24 protein-coding genes are annotated in these 23,547 nt (G+C 45.5%); 10 read left to right on the top strand and 14 right to left on the bottom strand.

Going from position 1 to position 23,547, the window contains the following annotated elements; genetic code table 11:
• Window positions 1-5: 5 nt before the first annotated feature.
• Complete coding sequence (locus G6R11_RS05500) at window positions 6-599, bottom strand: LysE family translocator (RefSeq protein WP_240352406.1); 594 nt, start codon at window positions 597-599, stop codon at window positions 6-8.
• A gap of 210 nt (window positions 600-809) precedes the next feature.
• On the opposite strand from G6R11_RS05500, the gene G6R11_RS05495 reads away from it, so the two are divergent.
• Window positions 810-1,064, top strand: coding sequence for a TIGR02647 family protein (locus G6R11_RS05495; protein WP_163132088.1), 255 nt, complete (start codon window positions 810-812; stop codon window positions 1,062-1,064).
• A 64-nt stretch (window positions 1,065-1,128) separates the two neighbouring features.
• Here G6R11_RS05495 and G6R11_RS05490 read toward each other — a convergent pair whose 3' ends face one another.
• Window positions 1,129-1,770, bottom strand: a complete 642-nt coding sequence (locus tag G6R11_RS05490; RefSeq protein WP_163132087.1) for a MarC family protein — start codon at window positions 1,768-1,770, stop codon at window positions 1,129-1,131.
• A 241-nt stretch (window positions 1,771-2,011) separates the two neighbouring features.
• On the opposite strand from G6R11_RS05490, the gene G6R11_RS05485 reads away from it, so the two are divergent.
• Both G6R11_RS05485 and G6R11_RS05480 read left to right on the top strand, forming a co-directional pair.
• Window positions 2,012-2,605 (top strand): LemA family protein, encoded by a 594-nt coding sequence (locus tag G6R11_RS05485; RefSeq protein ID WP_163132086.1) that lies wholly within the window; start codon window positions 2,012-2,014, stop codon window positions 2,603-2,605.
• 15 nt (window positions 2,606-2,620) lie between these two features.
• A complete protein-coding gene (locus G6R11_RS05480) occupies window positions 2,621-4,588 on the top strand; it encodes a M48 family metallopeptidase (protein ID WP_163132085.1) in 1,968 nt (655 codons plus the stop codon).
• Window positions 4,589-4,627: 39 nt separating this feature from the next.
• On the opposite strand, the gene add is transcribed toward G6R11_RS05480, so the two are convergent.
• Window positions 4,628-5,626 (bottom strand): adenosine deaminase, encoded by a 999-nt coding sequence (gene add, locus G6R11_RS05475; protein ID WP_163132084.1) that lies wholly within the window; start codon window positions 5,624-5,626, stop codon window positions 4,628-4,630.
• A 271-nt stretch (window positions 5,627-5,897) separates the two neighbouring features.
• Between add and G6R11_RS05470 the strand changes: the two genes are divergently transcribed.
• Window positions 5,898-6,836: an aldo/keto reductase gene (locus tag G6R11_RS05470; protein ID WP_163132083.1), complete on the top strand. Its 939-nt coding sequence runs from the start codon at window positions 5,898-5,900 to the stop codon at window positions 6,834-6,836.
• Here the strand turns inward: G6R11_RS05470 and G6R11_RS05465 are convergent.
• From G6R11_RS05465 to G6R11_RS05440, 6 genes are all read right to left on the bottom strand, one after another.
• The gene (locus tag G6R11_RS05465) at window positions 6,833-7,234 is read right to left on the bottom strand and encodes a MerR family transcriptional regulator (protein ID WP_163132082.1); all 402 of its coding nucleotides are present in this window, start codon (window positions 7,232-7,234) and stop codon (window positions 6,833-6,835) included. The two genes, G6R11_RS05470 and G6R11_RS05465, sit on opposite strands and share 4 nt — an antisense overlap.
• Window positions 7,235-7,282: 48 nt before the next feature.
• The gene (locus G6R11_RS05460; protein WP_163132081.1) at window positions 7,283-7,846 is read right to left on the bottom strand and encodes a DUF4136 domain-containing protein; all 564 of its coding nucleotides are present in this window, start codon (window positions 7,844-7,846) and stop codon (window positions 7,283-7,285) included.
• An 81-nt stretch (window positions 7,847-7,927) separates the two neighbouring features.
• Window positions 7,928-8,545 (bottom strand): hypothetical protein, encoded by a 618-nt coding sequence (locus G6R11_RS05455; protein WP_152780122.1) that lies wholly within the window; start codon window positions 8,543-8,545, stop codon window positions 7,928-7,930.
• Window positions 8,546-8,786: 241 nt separating this feature from the next.
• Window positions 8,787-10,676 carry a DUF3488 and transglutaminase-like domain-containing protein gene (locus G6R11_RS05450; protein ID WP_163132080.1) on the bottom strand — a complete coding sequence of 630 codons (1,890 nt, stop codon included), beginning with the start codon at window positions 10,674-10,676 and terminating at the stop codon, window positions 8,787-8,789.
• Window positions 10,669-11,646, bottom strand: coding sequence for a DUF58 domain-containing protein (locus tag G6R11_RS05445; RefSeq protein WP_163132079.1), 978 nt, complete (start codon window positions 11,644-11,646; stop codon window positions 10,669-10,671). The genes G6R11_RS05450 and G6R11_RS05445 overlap by 8 nt, the downstream gene beginning before the upstream one ends.
• Window positions 11,647-11,648: 2 nt before the next feature.
• Window positions 11,649-12,560, bottom strand: coding sequence for a MoxR family ATPase (locus G6R11_RS05440; protein WP_163132078.1), 912 nt, complete (start codon window positions 12,558-12,560; stop codon window positions 11,649-11,651).
• Here G6R11_RS05440 and G6R11_RS05435 point away from each other — a divergent pair.
• Window positions 12,546-12,818: a hypothetical protein gene (locus tag G6R11_RS05435; RefSeq protein ID WP_163132077.1), complete on the top strand. Its 273-nt coding sequence runs from the start codon at window positions 12,546-12,548 to the stop codon at window positions 12,816-12,818. The two genes, G6R11_RS05440 and G6R11_RS05435, sit on opposite strands and share 15 nt — an antisense overlap.
• 31 nt (window positions 12,819-12,849) lie before the next feature.
• A complete protein-coding gene (locus G6R11_RS05430; RefSeq protein WP_163132076.1) occupies window positions 12,850-13,650 on the top strand; it encodes a class I SAM-dependent methyltransferase in 801 nt (266 codons plus the stop codon).
• Between the two features lie 168 nt (window positions 13,651-13,818).
• On the opposite strand, the gene G6R11_RS05425 is transcribed toward G6R11_RS05430, so the two are convergent.
• The 4 genes from G6R11_RS05425 to G6R11_RS05410 all read right to left on the bottom strand — a co-directional run bounded on the left by G6R11_RS05425 (window position 13,819) and on the right by G6R11_RS05410 (window position 16,538).
• Window positions 13,819-14,082, bottom strand: a complete 264-nt coding sequence (locus G6R11_RS05425; protein WP_163132075.1) for a hypothetical protein — start codon at window positions 14,080-14,082, stop codon at window positions 13,819-13,821.
• Window positions 14,083-14,295: 213 nt separating this feature from the next.
• Window positions 14,296-15,261, bottom strand: coding sequence for a trypsin-like serine protease (locus G6R11_RS05420; protein WP_163132074.1), 966 nt, complete (start codon window positions 15,259-15,261; stop codon window positions 14,296-14,298).
• Window positions 15,262-15,359: 98 nt separating this feature from the next.
• Window positions 15,360-16,184, bottom strand: coding sequence for a DUF4037 domain-containing protein (locus tag G6R11_RS05415; RefSeq protein WP_163132073.1), 825 nt, complete (start codon window positions 16,182-16,184; stop codon window positions 15,360-15,362).
• Window positions 16,185-16,280: 96 nt separating this feature from the next.
• Window positions 16,281-16,538 (bottom strand): DUF2960 domain-containing protein, encoded by a 258-nt coding sequence (locus tag G6R11_RS05410; RefSeq protein ID WP_163132072.1) that lies wholly within the window; start codon window positions 16,536-16,538, stop codon window positions 16,281-16,283.
• 390 nt (window positions 16,539-16,928) lie between these two features.
• Here G6R11_RS05410 and G6R11_RS05405 point away from each other — a divergent pair, with 390 nt between their 5' ends.
• Both G6R11_RS05405 and G6R11_RS05400 read left to right on the top strand, forming a co-directional pair.
• Window positions 16,929-18,056: an efflux RND transporter periplasmic adaptor subunit gene (locus G6R11_RS05405; protein WP_163132071.1), complete on the top strand. Its 1,128-nt coding sequence runs from the start codon at window positions 16,929-16,931 to the stop codon at window positions 18,054-18,056.
• A gap of 14 nt (window positions 18,057-18,070) precedes the next feature.
• A complete protein-coding gene (locus tag G6R11_RS05400) occupies window positions 18,071-21,223 on the top strand; it encodes an efflux RND transporter permease subunit (RefSeq protein ID WP_163132070.1) in 3,153 nt (1,050 codons plus the stop codon).
• Window positions 21,224-21,288: 65 nt separating this feature from the next.
• On the opposite strand, the gene G6R11_RS05395 is transcribed toward G6R11_RS05400, so the two are convergent.
• Entirely contained in the window at window positions 21,289-22,002 is a 714-nt protein-coding gene (locus tag G6R11_RS05395) for an ABC transporter substrate-binding protein (RefSeq protein ID WP_163132069.1), read from the bottom strand.
• A 150-nt stretch (window positions 22,003-22,152) separates the two neighbouring features.
• On the opposite strand from G6R11_RS05395, the gene G6R11_RS05390 reads away from it, so the two are divergent.
• On the top strand, window positions 22,153-23,031 hold the full coding sequence (locus G6R11_RS05390) for a LysR family transcriptional regulator (RefSeq protein ID WP_163132068.1): 879 nt from the start codon (window positions 22,153-22,155) through the stop codon (window positions 23,029-23,031).
• Between the two features lie 206 nt (window positions 23,032-23,237).
• Window positions 23,238-23,396, top strand: coding sequence for a hypothetical protein (locus G6R11_RS05385; protein ID WP_163132067.1), 159 nt, complete (start codon window positions 23,238-23,240; stop codon window positions 23,394-23,396).
• Window positions 23,397-23,547 lie beyond the last annotated feature (151 nt).

Below are 23,547 nucleotides of genomic sequence, written 5' to 3'. Positions count from 1 at the left end.
TTAAACTAGACAAAAAGAGATAAAACCGAAGCCGCCAACAATAGCGCCATTAGCCAATTGAACGCTCGCATTCGCCTGGGTGATTGCAAATAGCGGGAAATTAACGAACCAACTGCTGCCCAAGTGCCCACTCCTGCTAAACAAACAATAAGAGAGATAGTGCAAAAAACCAATAAATAAAACCATGCGGGCTGCTGCGTGGAAACAAACAAACTCACCCCAGACATCGCCACTAGCCAAGCTTTTGGGTTTAAACCCTGTGCCAACGCGCCTTGCAATAAACTGGGTGGTTTAGTCAGCACTTGCTCCCCTTGCGCAACCACCGGAGACAGAGCAATCTTAAGCGCTATATATAACAAAAAAGCACCGCCTAAATACTTTAGCAGCTCAGTTAAACTGGGTAGCCAATGCAACAAAGCGCTTAAAGCTAAACCAGTTGTGAGCACAACCAAACTATAACTGACACTGGCCCCCACAACATGTGGCAAGGCTTGGCGAAAACCATAGTTGGCCCCCGCCCCAGTCGCAATAATGTTCACAGGCCCCGGTGATATTGCACCAATAAAAGCAAATACCAGCATCGACATAAATATATTCACGGCGAACGTCCTATTCCTAGCAAAAATCAAACTATAGAGATTCAGCGGAAAACTTTATTGAACAAAATTGCGCTAGGTCATTGAGAGATTTTTGCAGCGCTAGCTAAGTAAATAAAACATTGCGTCAGGTATCAGTTCTTATCCTGACCGCTTGCGCAATAAGTGTGGGCTTTCTAATGTGGAGTTAACAAAAACATAAAGGATGGCACGATGAAATTTACTCCCAATACTATCGCCGAACTAAATCTACTGCTGCAATTTGATATGAGCAGTTTGCAAACCGGGATTAAGGTTCACCATGACGCAGCGCCAGAAGTGGTTGCTGCAGCTCAAAGCCTATTTGATAAAGGCTTAAGCACCCTCCCCGACGGAGGCTACCTCACCGACTTAGGCATTGAAGTGACAGAACATGCCCAGCGCCTACTAGCGGTATTATCAACCAAGCCTGAACAAGTTCTCGCATAAATCCAAGCCATAACCGAAAAAAACCAAGGCATGCCTTGGTTTTTTTAGTCGATTGAATTAGAGCTTAACTAACATTCTGAAACAACATATAAGCATCGTGCACGCCTTGTATCAGCATTTGCATTCCAATTACCGTAAGAATTAGCCCCATCAGCCTGGTGATGATGTTTATTCCATCTTCACCCACTTTGTTCACCAACTTGGGGCCATATAAAAAGCAAACAAAGGTAATTAAACACAGCAGGGCAAAGGCGCTAACAGTAACGATGATGTTTATAATGCCACCAGACGCTGAGTAGTTCATCGCCGTAGCAATGGTTCCAGGGCCCGCTAAAATGGGCAGAGCCAATGGAGACACAGCAATGTCTTTGTCGGTATCTTCGCTATCGCTGCTGGGCGTATGAGAATGCAGTTTTGAACTAGAGCCCTGCAACATGTGATATCCCACCAGAAACACTAATATCCCACCCGCTAAGCGCAGCGCTGGAAGGGTAATACCAAACAGTTCGAATATACCTTTACCTAGCAAACAAAAAGCTGCCACGATAAAAAATGCTGTCGCTAATGAGCGAAAAGCTGTGCGCTTACGCTGAACAGCATTCTGGCTGCCGGTTAAGCCAACAAACACCGCTGTATTAGCAATGGGATTCATCATCGCAAAAAAGCCCATAAATACCGTCACCGCTAGTGTCGCGAGTTCATGCATAGTATTACCTTTCCCATTTTCATCCTTGAATCACTTTAGCATCGCATGATTCGCTGGTTAAACTAAACTGCTTTTTCTTCAGCCAGCATAGCACTGTGGAAGCGGTCGAAGCATTTACTTAACCCACGCAAACAATAACTTAATCATTTAAGCGTAAACTGCTAATTAAGCCATAGCATTGTTAAGCTAGATCAGTATCATGCAGATATTAAGTATTTAATAAATAAAGGAACTTGGGCAGATGGATGTATCACTAATTGTTATTTTGGTAATCATTGCAGCGGTAATTTTTTATATTGTAGGTATCTACAATCGCTTGGTGAGTTTACGTAACCGTTATCAGAACGCCTTTGCCCAGATAGAGGTGCAATTAAAGCGTCGTTACGATCTTATTCCCAATTTAGTTGAAACAGCCAAAGCTTACATGGCTCATGAAAAAGACACCCTAGAAGCAGTAATTAGTGCCCGAAACGATGCCTCTGCGCTGCTGCGTGCCGCTGCTAGCGATCCTACCGGCGCAACCCTTAGCAAACTGGCCAGCGCTGAAGGTTTATTGCAAGGTGCAATGAGCAAAATGAACATCGTGATGGAAAATTACCCCGACTTAAAAGCCAGCGACAACATGATGCAAGTAAGCGAAGAGCTCACCACCACCGAAAATCGGGTTGCCTTTGCTCGCCAAGCTTTTAATGATTCAGTCACCGAGTACAACGAATACCGTCAATCTTTCCCACCTGTGTTTTTTGCTGCCCAATTTGGCCATAAAAAAGATGCAAGCCTACTTGAGTTTGCCGACAGTGCAGAAATTCAAAGTGCCCCAAAAGTGTCTTTTTAAGCACCGGGTAGCCCAATGAACTTTTTTGCCGAACAAGACCATGCGCGTCGTAACACTAAATGGTTAGTTTTATTGTTTGTGATTGCGGTGATCATTCTTATCGGGCTGAGCAATATACTAATTGCCGCTTGTTTGTGGATGTTTGAATCAACTAGCCCATTAGATCTGCCAGATAATCGAAGCTTCTTTTCTGCCGACATTTTGGTATTTGTTAGCTTGGTAATGACCAGCATCATTATCTTTGCTATTGCCTTTAAATGGTTTCAGCTAAAAGATGGCGGCAGAAGAATCGCCGAATCTCTTGGCGGCCAGCGTATTCTGCCTAATAGCCAAAATCCCGAACAGCAACAAATATTAAACGTAGTAGAAGAGATGGCGCTTGCCTCTGGCATGCCGGTTCCTTCGGTTTATTTGCTCAAAGATGAAATTGGCATTAATGCCTTTGCAGCTGGGCATACTCCAGCCGATGCGGTGATAGGTATTACCCAAGGAGCGCTAGAACAGTTAAACAGAGACCAGTTACAAGGCGTAGTTGCTCACGAGTTTAGCCACATACTAAACGGTGATATGCGTTTGAACGTGCGCTTAATAGCCTTACTTAGTGGCATTGTGTTTGTTGCTAATCTTGGGGAGTTTCTTTTACACACTCAACGTTACAGTGGCAGCTCATCCAGTCGTACAAAAAGTAATGATGTACGCGTAGCAGCGGCAGGAATAGGTTTACTTGCTCTAGGTTGGATAGGCATGTTTTTCGCCAACATGATTAAAGCGGCAATTAGCCGTCAGCGTGAATACCTCGCTGATGCATCGGCGGTGCAATTTACCCGCAACCCTGATGGTATAGCTGACGCCTTAAAAATCATTGGCGGTTATGATGCAGGCTCGGGGTTACGCACTCCTCTTAGCCAAGAAGCCAGCCACATGTTTATTGGCGACGCCCGCCGCTTAGGCAGTTTTTTTGCCACTCACCCAGCGATTAAATCTCGAATAAAGCGCATTCTTCCACGCTGGGATGGCGCTCTAATTAAACGAGATATTAAGAAAGTCGCTAAGCCGATTTACAGCAAAACCAGCCAACAGAAAGCTAATCAACACCGCCAGGAACAACTCAAAAAAACCGTATTTGTGGCTGCCGCTGCAGAGGCAGCCATTGATGCCTTAGAAAACAAATCAGAAAAGGCTGAATTTAGTTTATCGGAAAACACCGTAACGGTGAGCGGCGAGCTGGCTCACCTTCCCGATGGCTTGCTGAGCTTAGCTCACGACCCTTGTGGTGTAATTAGTGTGGTTTACGCCTTGCTACTCAGCGATGAAGAGGCGCAGCGAAACAAGCAGTTAGACGATATTAAAGATAATCTTAGTAAGTCATCAAGAATTGAAGAAACGCTAAAGGCCTGGCAGTGGATAGTATCGGTGGACAAAAGCTACCGCCTGCCGCTACTTGAGTTATCATTCCCCGCCTTAAAGTGCATGTCTGCTAAGCAGTATCAACGCTTTATGGACAACCTTCGCAGCTTAATAAAAGCCGACCAACAAGTAGATATGTATGAATGGTGTTTGTATCACTTGGTCAAACACTACTTGTCGCATCAATTTGAAAAGGTAGAACGTAGTAGACCTATCTTCAGTGCTATTCCTGAGATTGCAGCGCCCTTTTCGGTGGTGTTATCCAGCTTGGCTTACTTTGGTCATGAAGAGGATAAAGACATCCAACGAGCCTTTGGTATTGGCGCTAATAGCATCGGTTTATATACCATTGGTTTATTGCCAAAAGAACAGTGCCAAGTGGAACATTTTGGCCCCGCGGTTAAAAAACTAGCCAATGCTTACCCGCAAATAAAACAACGCATTCTGCGTGCCTTGGTTGCTTGTGTCTGTCTAGATAAACAGCTCACGGTACTAGAAAATGAAATGATCCGCTGTATAGCAGCAGTAATGGATTGCCCCGGCCCACAAATAAGTTTGGGTGTGCGCCGTCCATAAAAAAGCCCGCGCTATTGCGGGCTTGTTGTTTTATTCAATTTAGCGTTTCGAGGCTTTCTCGCGCAAGGCCTGGCGAGCACTCTCGCTAATAAATGCCATTTTCAAACCGTTGCTTTGCAACTTGGCAATTTGCTCATCGCCAAAGCCTAATTGCTCACGAGCAATTCGATATTCGTCGGGTAAATCTATCGCCGATACACCAGGATCGTCGGTATTTAAGCTGGCTCGAATGCCATGCTCTAAAAAGCGCTTAAGCGGATGTTGGCTTAAATCGGGGGTGGTATTGGTTTGGAAGTTAGAAGACAAACACGACTCTACGCCTATTTTGTGTTTTGCCACATACTCCATTAACTCTGGATCTTCGGCAATTTTAACGCCGTGACCAATGCGGGTAGCGCCAAGTTCACGAATTGCCTGCCATACACTCACTGGGCCAGCCGCTTCACCGGCATGAACGGTAATCGCAAAGCCAGCATCACGAGCACGAGAAAATTGTTCTACAAACAAATTCCCCGGATAGCCTAGCTCATCGCCGGCCAAATCTACTGCCACAATTTGATCGCGAAATGCCATGCAAGCTGCTAGCTCGTCACTACAACTTTGCTGGCCAAAGGTACGGCTCATTATGCCTATCAAGTTAACTTGCACATCATGCTTTTGCATGCCGCGACGCACACCTTCGATAACCGCTTCTACTACACCTTCAGGCTTGAGCTTATGGCTCATTGCCATGTAGCCAGGGCTAAAACGCAGCTCTGCATAATCAATCTGTGCCTTAACCAAGTCTTCCACGTTTTCTTCGGCTACTCGGGCACATGCATCGTAATCACCCAGTACATTCACCCCCCAATCTAGTTTAGAAAGAAAAGCGACTAAATTAGGTTCTTGCTTAGTAATTTGCACATGGGGGATAAGTGCTTCTAAGGTATTTGCAGGCAAATTTACGTTAAATTTTCGGCCCAATTCTAAAATAGTATCTGCGCGAATGGTGCCATCTAAGTGGCGGTGCAAATCAGTAATTGGGTATTGTTTTAACATAAAGGTTCCTGCTTCTTTTTTATTGCTTATTTGTCGCCTCAGTGTAGTCAGCACAAGGTTGCAAGCCAAATCCGATTCACCTAAATAAGGCCCTCTTTTTCAATAAGTTTAGGGCTTAGTTTAATCCTAGCCGAATGTGTTGAAATTTCATTGGCTAGAGCGGTTTTTCAGATCTTGCTTTTTGCACTTGACTTGGAGTTAACTCCAAGATTTACACTCTGCCTACATTACTTGTTAACTTAGCACTCAACAAGGCTTTTAAGGAGTCAGCATGGAATTGGCACGGTTAGGCAACAGCGATCTAGAGATTACTCGCATTGGATTAGGCGCTTGGGCAATGGGCGGGAAGTGGCAATGGGGCTGGGGAGCACAACAAGACGAAGACTCCATCGCTACCATTCAACATGCCTTGTCTTTAGGCATAAACTGGATTGATACTGCGCCTGTCTATGGCCTTGGTCACAGTGAAGAAGTGGTTGGCAAAGCGATTAAAGGATTAGCTCAAAAACCACTTATTTTTAGTAAATGTGGTTTTAACTGGGATGCAAAAAGCAACATAGAACCTTGTTTGAAAGCAGCCAGCGTTAAAAAGGAAGTAGAAAATAGCTTAAAGCGTTTACAAGTAGAAACCATCGACCTATATCAAATTCACTGGCCCACCCCTGCTGAGGATATTGAAGAAGCCTGGCAAGCAATGGCAGAACTTAAGCAACAAGGAAAAATCCGCTATTTGGGGGTATCTAACCACTCGGTTGAGCAAATGCAAAGACTACAGAAAATCGCTCCAATTAATTGTATGCAACCACCTTACAGCTTAATTAACAGAGATTGTGAGGCCGAGTTATTGCCTTATTGCCAACAACACAATGCTGGCGTGATTTGTTACTCGCCAATGGGCTCTGGTTTACTGACTGGGAAAATGACTGCCGAACGCATAGCTGCAATGGGTGATGATGATTGGCGTAAAAAGGCCGATTATTTCAACGAGCCAAAACTCAGTCATAACTTAAAAATTGTTGCCGCGCTGCAGCAAGTAGCAGAAAGACATCAAGTGTCGGCAGCTGAAGTAGCCATCGCTTGGACCCTAAAGCACCCAGCAATAACTGGCGCTATTGTTGGCATGCGCAGCCCTGAGCAAGCAGATGGCGTAATAAAAGGCGCTAACCTTAAGTTGGACGAACAAGATATAGCCTTGATCGAGTCGGTTTAAAGCGACTTAAGCTTAATACTCAGTTCACGGCCAGTTTGATAGTGCTCAATCTTTCGCTTTACGTGCTCTAGATTACTGTTTAGGCAGGCTATTTGTTGCTCGGTTTGCTGTTTATGATCGAGCAACAGCTGCAAACGTTGTTGCTCGGTACTTGGCCCTGCATCCAGCATATCGCGGTACTGTTTAATCGCATCAAGCGACATGCCGGTAGACTTCAAACAAACAATAAAACGCAGCCACTCTATGTTTTGCGAACTAAAACGCCGATGGCCACTAGGAGAGCGATTAATCGTAAACAGTAGACCTTTTTTCTCATAAAAGCGCAGGGTGTCACTGCTTATACCCGCCAGCTCTGCCGCTTGTTTTACGCTAAAACTACTTGGTTTGTTCCCGGCCATTACGCCCTCCCTTGGTAAACTCGCTCAGGCAATATAACTCAACAATAATTATCGCTGAGGAATATATTGCAACAAACGGGTAATAGCGTGTTCGATACGCTGTTTTCTCTCGCTAAGCGCTAACTCGGTTGGAGCCATTCCTTGACCAAGTGCACGCCAAAACGGGCCGCCCTCTTCAGTTTGAAATAGCGCTACCATAATCGACCCTTTTTGGTATAACTCGGGGTCTAGCGAGTCACTAGACATTCCAGCCTTCATACCGGCACGTTCGAGAATTTGCTGGTCGCTCATTTGCGATTCAAGTGCTGCGCCAACGCCAATCAAAAAGTCCGGCTGTTGCTGCAAAGACACTTGTTGGTAACCCTTTTCTGCCATTACTTTTGCTATGTTTTTGCGTAATTCACTTAAAAGTAAGCTTTCATTTTCGCTTTTTCCCAAGTGAGCTTTACCAAGGCTTGGGTGCCAAGCATATCGGCCACTGGAGCTGTTTAGATACTCAACATCACCGGTAACAACGGTCGTTGAGCGGGTTTCAGGAGCACGGGCTTGCTCGACAGGAACGCAAGCAAATAGCAAAGGCAGAAACAAAAACGGCAGCAATTTCAAACGCATATTACAGTTACCTAAAGGCAAATCAAAAACTCACACTAGCATAAAATTAACAGCATGTTGCGCTATTCTGCTGCCTTAGCGCTAAGCAAGTTTATATTGGTATAGTGCTGCATTATCGCCCGAAGGTTTGAAGCCCATTTTCACTAAGTACTGTTGATGGCTCGCTACTGCGGTATAACTAATTAGCTGTTTAACACCCAAGGCCTCAAAGAAACCTGAGCTATGGTAAAGGTAGTCGCCAGTTTTAAAGTCGCGATAAGCTGGGAACACATAGTCGAGCTTTATTTCAAACTCATGCAGCTGCTGCTTGCCCACCAAAATGCCTGCAGGCTCACTATTGCGCATGAGCATATAACAGCCCTGCCCCAATAAACTATCTGTTGAAAACTGCGGGAAGTACTTCTCGATATCCGTTTGATAGTGCTCAATCCAAAAACCAAGCAAAGGGCTGCTAGCTTCCACTGCCACTAATTTGAACTGGTCCTTGCTGCGGTAAATACCCTGCAGGTAATAAACATTGGCAAATACGATAAATAGATTTAACAAGGCAACCGGCATTGCGCCAATAATAAATCCATAAGTTGAAAACAGCGCTGCACCCACCATGTTTAACCAACGCAGTTTTACAATAGAACTCATGGTTAACGAAATGGCCACCACCACCGACGCCAAGTAACCAAACCACTCGATCCAATCCATAAACTTCTCCTTTTGCCTGAGCTTTTAGTGTCGCTCACTTTACGAGCAGCGCAGTTAATAATCTGGTTAGCTCACACAAAAAGACAAATAAGTTAGCGATTTTTAAGAAAACTCACTGAATTTGTTGAAAAGTACTGGTGAATAAACCCTGATTTTTAAAGAAAAGCCAAGGGGTGGCAAAGCATCAAAAGCTTAAGCGAATCACAATCGCCTGTAGCTTGTTTGAGCTTAGCCTAGAGCCTTAAGGCTGGTAGCGCTTTTGGTTATAGCTATTAATGGCTTGTGCTAGGGCTAATGCTCGCTGCGGAGCTTGCTGCTCTACCCGTTTTAAAAAGTGACTGAAGCTTTCACCTTTGTCACGAACTACGCCCCGCCTTGCTAATAGCCAACACTGCCATTTAAGCGCGACAACTTGTTTATTCGGCAGGCGCCATTGCCAAGGTTTAGCCATGAGTAAAACAGTCGCGAATAAACCCAGCAAAATCATTCCCGCAGTTAACATTAGCAAAGAGCTGCCCGGCAACCATGCCAGCAATTGCGAAAACAAATTTAGCTGTCGTTTGTGGTCAAAATTAAGCACCCACTTAGCCCACCAATAATCAGCTTGAGCAAGCCATAAGCGCATTTGATTAAAACCTTGGGTGTACCAAATTTTTTGACTCCAGGCGCTCATACTTTGCCATTGCTCTGCAGTAGCTTGGCTTTGCTGAAGGTTATTTTCTACCCGGTCGGGTGCGATCCACGCGGTGGGGTCAAGCCGCACCCAACGCTCACCATCCCAATACTCCATCCAAGCATGAGCATCGTAGTTACGTACCGCTAACAGGCTATCTTGTTGCTCCCATTCTCCGCCTAAAAAGCCGGTTACCATGCGAGCTGGGATGCCCTGCAAACGCGCCAGTATCACCACGCTTTGCGCATAGTGAACACAAAAACCACTTTGCTGTTCTAACAAAAAGCGCTCTACCCCTAGCAGCCCTGGGTAAGCAGGCGGGCTAAGGGTATAACTAAACTGCTGACTCAAAAACCATTGCTGTACCCGCGCCATGACTTGCTGCGGGTAATTAGGTGCACGAGGGCTTAAACCTAAACGCAATTGCTCACTCAACTCGCTAACATTTGGTGTAACGCCTTCAGGTAGACGGGTGAGAAAGTGCAAATAGGCCGGCGGAATAGTGGGACTAGCAAGCGACTCTAATTGACTAAAATTTAAGATTTGTCGGGGAAAGCTTTCACCTTCTCGCTGCCAGCTACCATCGGCCATATAGTTAGCTCCACCACCACGAACTTGGCTAGGATTTAAAGTTGCTAGCCAGGCCTGATTAGCTGGTTCCAACAAGAGTTGATACTGGTTGATAGCACTTGAGCCATTGGGCGCTTGTTTTTGTTGAGCTATCTGGCTGCGCGTCCATTGCTCACCATCAAACTCATCTAAGACCATGGCTCGCCAATAAAGCTCATCACGCTCTGGCGCGCGACTAAACTCCGCTCGAAAAACCAACTTATCTGAGCGAATCAACTGGCTAATGTCACCAGGGCGAACCACATCCGACAAGCCCGTTTGTGCACTACTTGGAGTAGGCATTTTCCACAAGGGCGCTAAGCGTGGCGCCACAATAAACAGCGCGATAGCTAAGGGAGCAATAGCCAATAACCATAAACTCAATCGCTTAGCCCAGTTAAAGCTTACTTTCACATCCAAGCTAAGCAAAAGTAGTAAGTGTAAAAATGCCACCAGCGCGGCCAATAATGCCGCCAAAGGTTGGCTAGAAAAAACCAATGAAAATGCCACCAAAAATAAGCCAGTTAGGCTAAACATTTCCACATCACGCCGCTTGTGCAGCTCAATATACTTTAAGCTGTAGCCTAGCATGACTAGGCTCACCAGCTTATCAAACAGCTCAAAGGAGCGAGCCAACCAAAGCACCAAGCCAATAAGCAGCACTAAGGTGAGTTTTACCCAGCGCGGTTTAGGTAAAGTGGCTAAGCCTTGCATCACCCGCAATCGCCACCAACCCGCAGCTAAACCCACAAGCAATAGCAGCCAAGGCACATGTTGCAGCAATAACAGGGCTGTTGCTGAGTAGCACAACAAAGACGTACGAATATGCGAACTGTTGAGATTATTCATCAATGCTCGGCGCCTCTGCAAGCAAGCGTAGACCCGCTTTTAGTTGCTGATGACCACTGCCGCTAGCCAGTTGCTCGGCACCTACTTGCAAACTAAAGCTCTGCTGTTGCTGGGCCAACTGACGTAACCAAAAAGCCAATACCGAGAGAGTTTGTTCATAGTTTAAACCGCTGTGCCGGCGATCATTAAGGTGTAAATCAATACTGGGGTTGCCGGTAAATGCCTTAGTCTGTAAACCCCGCCCAGCTGCAAACTGCTTCCAAGCCAGTAAACTTTTACGCTCGCCACTGCGATAAGCCTTAAGACCTGCAAACTCACTTTGTAGCTGGCTATCACTGGCAGCACGCTCCACATCATGGGCTTCTACCCACTCTTGAGAAGGGCAAGCAAAACCAGCCAGTGGCGCCGGGTAAGCCAGCAATTCACAATTAAAATCAGCCACGGTCCAACATCTAAATAAGCCTAGAGGAAATACACTGGATAGGCTGATGCGAGGCAGTAATTGGCGCCCGCGCTGCTTTACTTCTAGATCTAAAGCTAACTGACCATCGAGCTGTTCAGAGGCTTGTTTGCCAGGCCAGCTTTTTATTTCGGCCGCCAAGGCCAGCGGCTGCTTGTGGTTAACGATATTGAGTAATAAACGAAGCGGTTTATCGCATTGCCCTTCAGGCCGCTGCAATAAACTCACAGTACTTCCTGATAAGTTCTGATGGCATAACACCAAGCACACCAACCAAAGCGCCAACAACCATAGGCCTAAGGCAATAATTAGGTTGTTTTGGTAATTGCTGCCCATCATCAACATCACCACTAAGGCGATTAAAAAGCCCCAGCCAAAGCGAGTAGGTAGAATAAACAGGTTTTTGCGAGTTAAACGTAAACTGCCGCTGCTAGGTACGCGTTTAGCTAGCCAAGCGGCGCTGCGAATACCTTTCCATTGTTTAAACGCCTCTAGCTGTGTGAACTTCATGCCTAAGTTAAATCACTGTAAGGATCTACTTCAGCCAAAATTTGTTTGGCATAGGCTTCACCGCTATCTCCTCGGCCCAAGCGGTGAGCGCTTACCGCGCTAAATACTGCTTGTACATCTTCTGGAGAGACATGCTGTTTATGGTGAACAAAGGCCCAGGCTTTGGCACAAGCCAGCAAAGTTAAACTACAACGTGGCGACAGTGGGCTTGCCCCTTCCAATACTCGGCTGCAGTGAACTAAACGCAATAAATAATCTAACAAAGCATCACTGCAATGCAGCTCACTTACTTGTTGTTGTAAGTTCAACAGCTGCTCTACAGAAAGTGCCGCTAAAGATTGGCTGGTTTGCTTGCCTCGTTTAAGCATCGCCATTTCAGAATCTAAATCAGGAAAACCGATGCTTAAGCGCATCGCAAAGCGATCTAATTGAGACTCGGGTAAGTCGAAGGTGCCAAGTTGTTCACGCGGGTTTTGCGTAGCAATAACAAAGAACGGCGCCTTTAAAGAATAGCTTTCACCGTCGGTACTCACCTGCTGTTCTTCCATCGCTTCTAACAGCGCACTTTGGGTTCTAGGGCTGGCGCGATTAAGCTCGTCAGCCAACACCAAATGATGAAAAATAGGCCCAGGATGAAACTTAAACTGCTGAGTAGGCGGCTCAAATACCGACACTCCGATAATATCGGCTGGCAGTAAATCGCTAGTAAATTGAATTCGCTGAAAGCTTAAACCAAAGCCTGCAGCAAGCCACTTGGCTAAACTGGTTTTGCCCACACCAGGCAGATCTTCAATCAGCAAGTGACCAGAGGCCAACAAACAACTCAAGGCCAAGCGCACCGCTTTGGGCTTGCCCAGCAATTGCTGCTCAAGGTAGTCACAAATTGGAGCTAATTGAGGATGTATTTGATTCATATAAGTAAAGCCTTGTTTTTAGTCGCTCTAGCATACAAAGCTTTTGCTCATTTGTGCAGCCAAAGTCGTCAAACTTATCGCGATTATCTAAAACTTGTAGCGGTGGTCTCACCCAATGTTGATAACCGAGCAGCCCTAAGCGTCCTTCCCAATAAGCAATCAGCTACACCGCGTAAAGCATTTGCTGTAAAGCTAATGCTGCACAAGCCTCTACCTTTTATCGCCTTGTCTGGCTTTAAGACTGGCTCACTAGACTAAAGTCTAAACGGGCTAACTAATGGAGCTTGAGATGAATCCCAAGCAACACACAACAACCGGCAAGACTAATGGGCGGCTATGGGGATTGTCATCTCAAGATTGGGCCAATATTCAAGAGCAAACCTGTCGCCCAGTTTATCTAGCCGCATTTGAAAAACTGAACCTTAACGAGACAAGCTGTTACCTAGACGTAGGGTGTGGCTCTGGTATGGCGGCAGCCTTGGCCTATCAGCAAGGAGCCAAAGTGCATGGCGTTGATGCTTCTCAAGCATTAATAGAAATCGCCGAGCAGCGCTCACCAAATGGATCATTTCATGTATCTGATATCGAAAAGCTACCCTTTGAAGATAGTCGCTTTTCTTGTATTACCGGCTTTAATTCTTTTCAATATGCAGGGGATCCGATTGCCGCCTTGAGCGAAGCCAAACGGGTAGCTAAACCTGGCGCTGCGGTGTTAATTATGACCTGGGGTGAGCCAGAAGGAATGCAAGCGGCCTCGCTAGTGGCAGCTTTAAAACCATTATTACCAGCACCTCCTAAAGGCGATCCGGGACCTTTTGCCCTATCTAACAAAACAATGTTGCGAGAATTTGCGCTTGAATCCGGACTAAAACCGATAGAAATCTTCGACGTTGAATCTCCCTGGCGATACGCTGATTTAGACACTGCTTTGCGCGGCTTAGCCTCTTCTGGGGTTGCAGCTAAGGCCGTTGAAAACACTAGCCATCAGGCATTAGACCAAGCTCACCGTCAGGCTTTAGCGCCATTTAAGAACCACGATGGCAGCTATCATATTGGGGCGACTTTTCGTTGCTTATATGCCAGCGCTTAAACAGTCAAAATTAAAGTCACGTGATAGGCAGGTTCAAACCACAATGATTTGGAGCAAATGTAAGGGGGATAATTGCAAATAGGCAAAGAAGGTTTTAAGGATTTATTAAGAACTATCGCCGCAAAATAAAGCAGATAGTTCTTAAGGTCACCGCTAAGTCATAAAGGATTATGCTTGAGCGACAGCAGGCTCTCGTTTGTAATACTTAACAATACCTACCACTGAAGCACCAATCCAAAATAGCTCAATTACAAAGCTAGCTAGATTAAAATTAATGCACAAACTTATTAGCAGTAAGATAGCACCGCTTAAGTTCATTAGGTTATAGGTAAGTTGTTTGGGGTTTAAACGCTCTAACTGTAAAAGAAAAAACGAACCTACCACTAAGGCAGTACCAAGTAGTCCAACGATATCGGCAAAAATACTTTGCATAAAATTCTCATTAACAAGCAAAAATGTTCGTCCAAATTGCTGGCCCAATCCTTGGGGTGGACGTTCTCAACTGTTTAACAGCATTCCATGAGACAGCTTGTTAGTGGCATTAAAAAATGCGGGCGTAATCTATCAGAAAACGCCCGCCTATGCATGAAGAATTTTTAAACAAATAGTTAAAACAGGTTTCTGTGCATTAACTATTTGAAAGGTTTAACTTTTGGTTTTTCTGAACCGGCAAAGTGCTAATAAGGCAATCACTATAAAGCCTCCTGCTGCTCCACCTCCACTAGAGCTAGGTCGAGGAACAGCGGCTAGTTGAGAACACAAACTTGGGTCGGTACGCTCTGTCTCGCTGGCTTGGATCACTTGATTAATCCAAGCAGACAACTTACCAACATCTGCGTAAACCCCAGGCGCATTAGCACAACTGCGTGTCCCCCAGCTCACAATGCCCGCCAGCTTATACTGGGTGCCTTCGTCGATAAATAATGGGCCGCCACTGTCTCCTGAACATGAATCGGCTATATCACTATCCGCGCAAAACATTTGCCCAGTTAACCATTCCGCTCCGTAAAAGTCGCTACACTCTGAAACTGATGTTAAAGAGAGATCGGCTTGTTGAAGCTCATCAAGATACTCGGGATTATCAGCATCGTTGTTTATTCGACCATAGCCAATTACTCGCAAACCAAAACCCGGGCTATATTGGTCAAAAATAGCACTTTGATTGACTGCTATTGGCGTAATGGAGCTAGCGTTAGTTAAACGCATTAATACTAGATCATAGTCACCAGTAACTTGGCCTTCTTCTGTGCTATCAAAATCAACGTAATTTGGATGTTGGCATACCTCCGCCACTGGCAAGCCTTCTTCATAAGAATAATTGAACTCATCTTCACCAATAAACGCGATGATATCTTCGGCTTTAGTATGCTGACCTTCTTGAAATTGATCGAAAGTACAATGCGCAGCACTTAACAGCCATTGCTCATCAATTAACACAGCACCACAGTGGCTGCTACCCGCTTTAAGTTGAGCCATCCACGGATAGGCTCCTTTGGGCGCATCCTGGCCTCCGACTACATAGGGAACGGCGACATTAGGGCTAGCCAAAGAAGCGCCTGAAAATAGTGTTAGCGCAAGCAATCCGAACTTAGCCTTATAAGCTATTGGCATTAATACATCCTTGTTTTTACAGCTTAAGTTAGCGCTACTCTCACATTAATTATCATATTAATCAATAGAGATGGATCAATGTAGTTTATCTTTATCTGCTATTGCTTAGCCGGCCAAGTTAAGGATGTTTGAGTAGTAACTACTTGCTGCAGGGTTTCACTTAACAAACTCACAGTATCTAATAAGCTGTCTGCCACTTGCCCTACCTCGGCCAGTAAACGCTCTACATTTTCAGTCAGCTTGTCTGGGCAAATATCGCAGTGCAATTCAGCATACTCTAGCATCCGTTTCTCACCGGGATGCGGCAGTGCGTTAATCGCAAAAAGAATGTCAAAATAGCTGGCTAAAAACTCTGCACAACGGTGATTCAAGCTAACGCTATCTTGACGTTTTAAGGCCTTGGCTAATTGGAAGTAGTAGGCTGGCATTTGCTGCATAAGCAACGGCGCATTTTTGTTTATTATCGCTTGTTGCAGTGCGCTGGGGTAAGTCACTTTAAAACGTTGTTGTAAGCGCTTGGCTTGACCGCTTGCGTCATAAAGGATTTTTGAATCCAGAAGGTTTGCCCAAAAGCAGGTGCTATAGCCTACTTTCGCTTGATGGCGCTCAACTAAGTGATGCAGCTCATTTTCCAAGAAGGCAAAATCACGATAGATCAGTTCAATCTCAATCCCATCGAGCAATACGCCGTCGTCTTCGGTTTCCCAAAACTGATTATTCAACTCAAGATACTGGCAATGCTTTGCCACTAACTCATGGCGTGTTTCAGCGGCCAAGGGGGCATTTAAATAAACATACACATCGTAGTCAGAGTAATCATCTGCTAAGCCGCTAGCTCGTGAGCCTGCCAAAAGAATAGCATCAACTTGTGCCAGCGCAGAAAGCTCATCAACCAGCGCCAAGAAGTGGGTAGATTCAGACATATTTAACATTCCCTGTTGTTTATCAAGCTAGCTTAATAAAAAACCATGTTAAATATAGGGGCACTTTATAGAAAAGCGCTTTCAAGCACTAAATCACTATTTAGCTTCTTTCTCTTCGTCTTTTAAGAAGCGGATGTCGCTAAAACCCAAACGCTGAAACTCTTTTGCTCGGTATTCTTTCAAGGTAGCTTTATCTCTGGTAGACATAGCCAGCTGTTTCTCCATTTGCAAAAACGAAGAAATATCAACACCTTCAGCCGCAGCTACTGCTTCATGTGCATCATGAAACTTGTCAAAAGAAAAATTAATGACTTTGGTTTGACGTTTATATTTGTAAGTTATTTGGCGTGCCATCATGCCCTCTACGCGCTAAAATTTTGCTAGATCATAGCGTAAAGCCAAGGCGAATGCCGAGCTTTATCCTATTCCATAAAAGTGTGTTTAGTTAACAATCAAGCTAGTCACTGTTGCGAATGAGTGCAACCTCCACCTAACCTCAAGCAAAAATCAAACAGGCGGACAAAAACCGAAGCTTTACCTCGGTATTACTGAGGGTATCTTTGCTAAGTATACGTGTATATTTAGCCTCTATTTTATTTTTAGTAAATACTAAAATAATGGCGTCAGAGAGGCGTTTCGCAAGGATCGCGTCCTAGTTAGCATCCGCCAACTATATCAATGCAGGGAGTTCACGACTCTTTCGGCAATTTGTTCCGTACCATTGTATAGTTTGAGGATAGTTTCATGTTTCCCACCCATCTTCGCAGGCTTTTGGCAGGCGCAGCATTAGTTCTTCTTAGCGCTTGTAACTCGTCCACCGAATCTGCTGCTCAGGTACCTGCCAGCTTAGTTAATATCGAATCTGCACAAAACCTTAAATATGCGCCGTCACAGCAATTTGTTGGCCGTATTGAGGCCTACCAAGACGTTGATATTAGAGCGCAGGTGAGTGGCTATCTAGTCAAACGCCACTTTGAAGATGGCCAAATGGTAAAACGTGGTCAGCTGCTCTATGAAATTGACTCAACCCGCTATCAAGCTGCTGTCGCACAAGCCAAAGCTTCCCTAGCAAAAGCAAACGCTGCCTTAACCAATGCTGAAATAAACTGGCAACGCGGCGAACGTTTACTGCCGAAAAAAAATATTAGCCGCTCTGAGTTTGATCGCCTAACCGCCGAAAAACTGTCTGCCGAAGCTCAGCTAGAAGCAGCTGAAGCCTTACTGAGTGCCAGCTTAGTGGATTTAAAACATACCAACATTGTGGCCCCTTTTGATGGTCGAATTGGCCAAAGTAAGGTGAGCAAGGGTGACTTAATCACCATAACCAGCGGCGCCTTAACTAACCTTGTGAGTTTAAACCCCATTCGCGCCAGCTTTCGCGTTTCTGAACGTGAGCGTTTAGCTATGGGGCTTGATCACGTTGATGCTCACTCTAGCGCTCAAACCGACTCCACCATTGTAAATCTGATTATTAGCGACAGCCGCAACTACTTAAATCAAGGTCGTTTGGACTTCATTGATAACCGCATCGATTTACACACCGGCACCATCAACATCAGCGCCCAATTTGATAACCCTCAGCAACAGCTATTACCCGGCCAGTATGTTGAAGTAGAACTCACTAGCACCACTTTAGTTGAAGCTACAGTTATCCCTCGTCGCGCTGTTCAAAGTGACCTAGAGGGCGAATTTGTCATGTTAGTGGGTGAAGACAACAAGGCAGAACGTCGCAATGTCACCATTGGCCCAGTGCTCGAACAAGGTGTGGTGATACATAAGGGTTTGCAAGGTAACGAGCAGGTAATCACTGCTGGCCTGCAGCGTGTGCGCCACGGCCATCCAGTGCAAGTTGTTGAAAAGCAGCAAGGATAAGGTAATTAATCACTATGCTTAGTCGCTTTTTTATTCAAAGGCCAAAGTTTGCTTTGGTAATCTCAATTCTACTGTCATTGGCAGGGGCAATTGCCCTAATGGTTTTGCCAGTGGCCGAATACCCTCAAATTAGTCCGCCTTCGGTTAGCGTTTCTGCTTACTACACCGGTGCCAGCGCCGAAACCGTAGAGGAAGCCGTTGCCGAAGTTATCGAGAGCTCGGTAAACGGTGTGGAAGACATGTTGTACATGAACTCCAAAAGCGCCAACGACGGCTCGTATTCATTAACGGTGACTTTTGATATTGGTACCGACCCTGACATGGCACAAATTAATGTGCAAAACCGGGTCACCCAAATCGAATCAAAATTGCCGCCAGAAGTACGCCAAGTGGGTGTCACCGTGCGCAAGCGCTCACCCGATTTGCTAATGGTACTTAACTTCTATTCGCCCGACGGACACTACGACGATACCTTCTTAAATAACTACGTCACACTCAATATTGAAGACCAACTGGCAAGGGTTAAAGGCATTAGTGATGTGCGGGTTATTAGCTCAGCAGAATACGCGATGCGAGTGTGGTTAGACCCACTCAAGCTTGCCAACCTTAATCTTACCACCAGTGATATTCGCGCAAGTTTAGCCGAACAAAACGTGCAAGTAGCTGTGGGATCTATTGGCGCACCACCTTACGAAGCTAACAACGATGTGCAGTTTAGTTTGCTCACTAAAGGGCGCTTAGACACCGTAGAAGATTTTGAAAACATTTTACTAATAGCTAACGCTGATGGCTCTAAAGTCTATTTAAAAGACGTAGCGCGAGTAGAGCTTGGTAAGCGCGGCTATGCGGCATTTGGTGAGTTTAGAGACCAACCTTCGGTATCGGTAATCCTGTCACTGCAAACCGGCGCTAACGCTTTAGAAAGTGGCGAAGCTGTGATGGCTTTAATGGGCCAGCTCAAAGCCAATATGCCAGAAAAGATGGATTATGAAATTGCCTACGACACCACCCTATTTGTGGAAGAGTCGGTGAAAGGGGTAATTAAAACCCTGATTGAGGCCATTTTGTTGGTAATTTTGGTTACCTACCTGTTCTTAGGTAGCTGGCGCTCTACGCTTATTCCAGTAGTAGCTATTCCAGTATCATTGATTGGTACTTTTGCCATTATGTTAGCCACTGGCTTCACCATTAATACCATTACCTTATTTGGCTTAATTCTGGCCATCGGTATTGTGGTTGACGACGCTATTTTGGTGATTGAAAACGTCGACAGTAAGCTCTCGGCACACCCAGAACTCAACCCGCGTCAAGCCACCTTAAAAGCCATGCGCGAAGTTACCGGGCCGATTGTTTCCTCTACCTTAGTATTGCTGGCGGTGTTCTTACCGGTGGCCATGCTACCGGGCATTACTGGCGTAATGTATCGCCAATTCGCGATTACTATTTGTATCTCGGTAGTGATTTCCTCGATCAACGCCTTAACCCTTTCTCCGGCTATTTGTTCGTTGGTACTAAAGCGCGGCAAACAAAAACAAGCACGTTGGTTCGCGCTATTTAATCGCGGCTTAGTGGCAGTCACCACCCGTTATGGGCAAGCCGCAGGCATGTTGGTAAGGCGCAGTGCTGCGCTAGTAGTATTCTTCTGCTTAGCCATTGCAGCGGTAGCGTGGATGAATCACAACACTTCTAAAGCTTTTGTGCCACAAGAAGATAAAGGCGTACTGCTGGTAAACGTGCAACTGCCAGATTCTGCTTCGCTAAGCCGCACGGCCGAAGTCTCGCAACGCTTGAATAACATTATTCTTGAAGAGCCGGGTGTGGAAGCGGTGAGTTTAGCCAATGGTTACGGTTTGCTCGCTGGTGCTATTCAATCTAACGCAGCAACCATGTTTGTGAAGTTAAAGCATTGGGACGAGCGCAACGCCTTGCAAGGCGATCACAGCTCTTTTGCCATTAGCCAACGGATCAATGAACAAGCTTATGGGCGAATTCAAGATGCGATGATCTTCGCCTTTGGTCCGCCCGCTGTTCCAGGCATGGGAACCGCTTCAGGCTTTGAGTTTGTATTGCAAGATGGTTTAGGCCGTTCGCGCAGCGACTTAGCCCAAGTGATGCAAGACATCACCATTAAAGCCAATGCTGCGCCTGAAATTGGCAGCGCCTTTAGTACCTTCCGTGCCGATGTGCCGCATTTTTATGTAGACATTGACCGCAGTAAGGCGAAACAGTTAGGCGTGCCGCTAGGAGATTTGTTCACTACCCTACAGGCCAACCTTGGCTCCTTGTATGTGAACGACTTTACCCTCTACGGCAAAAACTTCCGCGTAACCATGCAAGCCGAGGATGAATACCGCAGCCGTTTGGACAACCTTGGCCAGTTTCATGTTCGCAGTAGCAGTGGTGATATGGTGCCGTTAAGCACCCTGGTTAGCATTGAGCAACAGTTTGCCCCCGACGTAGCTTGGCGATACAACTTATATCGCAGTGCGGTATTGCAAGGCCAACCTGCGCCAGGTTATTCCTCGGGTGATGCCATTGCCGCAATGGAGCGGATCGCCGCTGAAGAACTGCCTAACGGTTATCAATATGAATGGACCGGTATGGCTTACCAAGAAATTCAGGCAGGCAACATGGCCATTTATGCCTTTGCCCTAGCATTGCTGTTCATCTATTTGTTTATGGTAGCGCAATATGAAAGCTGGACTATCCCGTTAGCGATTATCCTGGTAGTGCCGGTGGCAACCTTAGGCTCGTTTATTGCGTTAACGTTGGCAGGTTTGCCAATGAACTTGTACGCGCAAATTGGCCTGGTATTGCTGATAGCACTCGCTGCTAAAAATGCCATTTTGATCGTAGAATTTGCCCGTATGCAGCGCGAAGACAACGACATGCCGATTAACCAAGCAGCGGTAACCGGTGGCACCCTGCGTTTTAGGGCGGTAAACATGACTTCGTGGTCATTTATCTTTGGCATGATCCCGTTAGTACTGGCCAATGGCGCAGGCCATATAAGCCAAAACTCTTTGGGCATTTCGCTGGTTGGCGGCTTGCTCTGTGTATTGCTAGTAGGTACCTTCTTAATACCAGGTTTCTACGCCATGATTCAGCGTCGCAGAGAGGTCCACCATGGCGGCTCAACTAAGCTGGAAGAAATCGAAGAAGCTTAAGATTGCGCTAGCATATAAACTAAAAAGCAAGCCTTAGGGCTTGCTTTTTTATTGAAAAACGACACCTAGAAATCGTCTCGATGTCGCCTAATAGCGCTATTTATTTCATCTAAGTGTTCCAAGCAAGGCGAGGATTTAGACATCACCATATAAATTGGCTGTTTACTAATACTAGGCTGTAAATCCACTAATATATCGGCATATTCTGTATCAGCAATCTTTAGCCTTCCTCCGTGGGTGGCATATAACAAATAGTCAGCTCTTTTTAAGGCAATAAGCTTAATGGCCCTGTCTAAGTCATCCATTGTTGAAATAGTAAGGTTCTGTTTCGCAAAGCTGTCAAACTGGTCGCCAAAACTACTGCCTAACAGGTGTATGCCCTGCTTGCCCTCTAAACTAGCTAAACCAGTAAAAGCAGCGCTTTGCTCTTTGTGTATAAACGCAGTGCTATACTCCACGCCCACAGCTTCGCTAAACACAAACTTTTGGCTTCGCTGCAGGTTGTGAAATGCCGCTACAATTAAATCTAAATCACCGGTTTCTAACTGCAAAAACTGTCGCTTCCATGGCACCATCGCTTGATACTCGGGCTTAATACCCACATCAGCAAATACTCGGTTAGCCAAATCTACTGCCAAACCCTCCAGTGGAGCTTGCGAGTTCTCTCTGTATGACACATCAAACCAATTATGCTCACCATTAACTCTAATGGTTTCACACGCAGCCTGCGCAGAGACAATAACTAAGTAATTAAGAAAAAGTATTAATATGCGTAACACCGCTGCTTCCTTTCTTCTCCCCTAAGCTAACACTAGTAAAAACAAGGCTATAATCAAGCTTATAGTCAGTAAAAGCTAACAAATACAAGCTAGCACTAAATAGGATATAGTAATAAGTATTGACCTCTAATAAGGCCTCCCTAGATAGCCATGCCTGCATCCATTGAGCAACTCGAAGCATTTGTTTATACCAAAGAATATGGAGGCTTTGGTCCAGCGGCACGTAAACTAGGTAAACACCGCACCACCGTTAGCCACTTGGTGAATGACCTAGAGTTAGATCTTGGTTTGAGCTTATTCACGCGCTCGGCCAAATCAGTAAAGCTTACTGAAGCAGGCATCTCACTATATTGCTACGCTAAATCAGTGCTTAGCGAGCTAAATTACTTTGAGCAAAAGTCCCAAGCTTTACTTGAAGCACAACCCGATAAGCTCAACATCGCGGTTGATGTATCCCTCATGGACGAACAATTTGCCACAGGGCTAAAGATCCTCAACCAACAATATCCAAGCCTAGATATAGACGTACTTAGTGGCGACACCATGAGCATTCACCAATGGGTGGAACAAGGAGAGGTTGATATAGGATTTAGCCTGGGAACCTTTGAGTATTCACCACAGTTAATTTATTCTCGTGCCTATCAGTTTGAGTTGTGCTGTGCGATTAAAGCTGAGCCTTCTCAGCAAGTAGTAGAGGTCTCAGAGCTAGAGCTACGCCAGCTTAGGCAGATAGGCTTTAACTTTTTCAACCAGCTGGGCTTAGCAAGCTCTCAATCCATTAGCCACCGTCAAATTCGCGCCAGCAATAGCCAGCAGATTATTGAGTTAGTAAAAGCTGGTTTAGGCTGGGCTATTTTGCCTCGCTATTTATGTGAGCCGCTTTTCGCACAACAACAGCTTAGCGAATTGTGGGTAAACGGAATGAGCAAAGAGCACTGGCACTGCGATGTTGTGTGGAAAAAAGAACGCCATCAAAACCTCGCCATGCAAGCCTTCACCGACTACTTCTGCAAGCTTGACGACAAATAACAGAATTTTATTTCGAAGATTCAATTCCAACACTCTCTAGCAATTGATTAAGATTGCCAGTCACACCGTAGATAGTGGAATATATCACCCGCGCACCAAGAGATATAAATCAAATCGCTTAGAGAGTTATTAGTGTCGCATTATCAATCTACACTGCAAGCACGCTTTAGCAATATCGCTAAGGTCATAAAGCAGAGGAAATACTCATGGGCGACACTTTAGATATGATTGGAATCGGCATCACCTTGGAAGCTTCACGCAATAACTTAAACAAATTTGCGACTGAAGACTTAAAACGCAAAGTCGCAGAAGTGCAGGCTTTGGCTAACAACATAAACACTCAAACAAAGCAGAAAAATGACTAAGTACTAATGACTAGGTACCAATGCAAAGCCTAAACACCACTGCCATTGTTGGTTTAGGCTTTGCTAGTCAAAAAGCTCTCTCCACTACCCCACTCCCTTATTTAAATCTTTGCTAAGGTCAAATAATCTCGGTGCATATCGGCACTTTATC

This window comes from Agarivorans sp. Alg241-V36 (genome assembly GCF_900537085.1).
In the GTDB taxonomy this organism is placed as follows: domain Bacteria; phylum Pseudomonadota; class Gammaproteobacteria; order Enterobacterales; family Celerinatantimonadaceae; genus Agarivorans.
The sequence above is the reverse complement of the archived record's forward strand: the minus strand, read 5'-3'. Positions and strand labels throughout refer to the sequence as shown.

What these genes read in the sequence shown, in the direction of transcription:
- G6R11_RS05470 (WP_163132083.1), top strand. Translation starts at nt 5,898, where the DNA reads ATGGAATTGGCACGGTTAGGCAACAGCGATCTAGAGATTACTCGCATT.
- G6R11_RS05485 (WP_163132086.1), top strand. Translation starts at nt 2,012, where the DNA reads ATGGATGTATCACTAATTGTTATTTTGGTAATCATTGCAGCGGTAATT.
- G6R11_RS05415 (WP_163132073.1), bottom strand. Translation starts at nt 16,184, where the DNA reads ATGTCTGAATCTACCCACTTCTTGGCGCTGGTTGATGAGCTTTCTGCG.
- G6R11_RS05435 (WP_163132077.1), top strand. Translation starts at nt 12,546, where the DNA reads ATGTATTTGATTCATATAAGTAAAGCCTTGTTTTTAGTCGCTCTAGCA.
- G6R11_RS05455 (WP_152780122.1), bottom strand. Translation starts at nt 8,545, where the DNA reads ATGGATTGGATCGAGTGGTTTGGTTACTTGGCGTCGGTGGTGGTGGCC.
- G6R11_RS05425 (WP_163132075.1), bottom strand. Translation starts at nt 14,082, where the DNA reads ATGCAAAGTATTTTTGCCGATATCGTTGGACTACTTGGTACTGCCTTA.
- G6R11_RS05465 (WP_163132082.1), bottom strand. Translation starts at nt 7,234, where the DNA reads ATGGCCGGGAACAAACCAAGTAGTTTTAGCGTAAAACAAGCGGCAGAG.
- G6R11_RS05385 (WP_163132067.1), top strand. Translation starts at nt 23,238, where the DNA reads ATGGGCGACACTTTAGATATGATTGGAATCGGCATCACCTTGGAAGCT.
- add (WP_163132084.1), bottom strand. Translation starts at nt 5,626, where the DNA reads ATGTTAAAACAATACCCAATTACTGATTTGCACCGCCACTTAGATGGC.
- G6R11_RS05405 (WP_163132071.1), top strand. Translation starts at nt 16,929, where the DNA reads ATGTTTCCCACCCATCTTCGCAGGCTTTTGGCAGGCGCAGCATTAGTT.
- G6R11_RS05440 (WP_163132078.1), bottom strand. Translation starts at nt 12,560, where the DNA reads ATGAATCAAATACATCCTCAATTAGCTCCAATTTGTGACTACCTTGAG.
- G6R11_RS05490 (WP_163132087.1), bottom strand. Translation starts at nt 1,770, where the DNA reads ATGCATGAACTCGCGACACTAGCGGTGACGGTATTTATGGGCTTTTTT.
- G6R11_RS05460 (WP_163132081.1), bottom strand. Translation starts at nt 7,846, where the DNA reads ATGCGTTTGAAATTGCTGCCGTTTTTGTTTCTGCCTTTGCTATTTGCT.
- G6R11_RS05400 (WP_163132070.1), top strand. Translation starts at nt 18,071, where the DNA reads ATGCTTAGTCGCTTTTTTATTCAAAGGCCAAAGTTTGCTTTGGTAATC.
- G6R11_RS05495 (WP_163132088.1), top strand. Translation starts at nt 810, where the DNA reads ATGAAATTTACTCCCAATACTATCGCCGAACTAAATCTACTGCTGCAA.
- G6R11_RS05390 (WP_163132068.1), top strand. Translation starts at nt 22,153, where the DNA reads ATGCCTGCATCCATTGAGCAACTCGAAGCATTTGTTTATACCAAAGAA.
- G6R11_RS05445 (WP_163132079.1), bottom strand. Translation starts at nt 11,646, where the DNA reads ATGAAGTTCACACAGCTAGAGGCGTTTAAACAATGGAAAGGTATTCGC.
- G6R11_RS05430 (WP_163132076.1), top strand. Translation starts at nt 12,850, where the DNA reads ATGAATCCCAAGCAACACACAACAACCGGCAAGACTAATGGGCGGCTA.
- G6R11_RS05450 (WP_163132080.1), bottom strand. Translation starts at nt 10,676, where the DNA reads ATGAATAATCTCAACAGTTCGCATATTCGTACGTCTTTGTTGTGCTAC.
- G6R11_RS05480 (WP_163132085.1), top strand. Translation starts at nt 2,621, where the DNA reads ATGAACTTTTTTGCCGAACAAGACCATGCGCGTCGTAACACTAAATGG.
- G6R11_RS05420 (WP_163132074.1), bottom strand. Translation starts at nt 15,261, where the DNA reads ATGCCAATAGCTTATAAGGCTAAGTTCGGATTGCTTGCGCTAACACTA.
- G6R11_RS05410 (WP_163132072.1), bottom strand. Translation starts at nt 16,538, where the DNA reads ATGGCACGCCAAATAACTTACAAATATAAACGTCAAACCAAAGTCATT.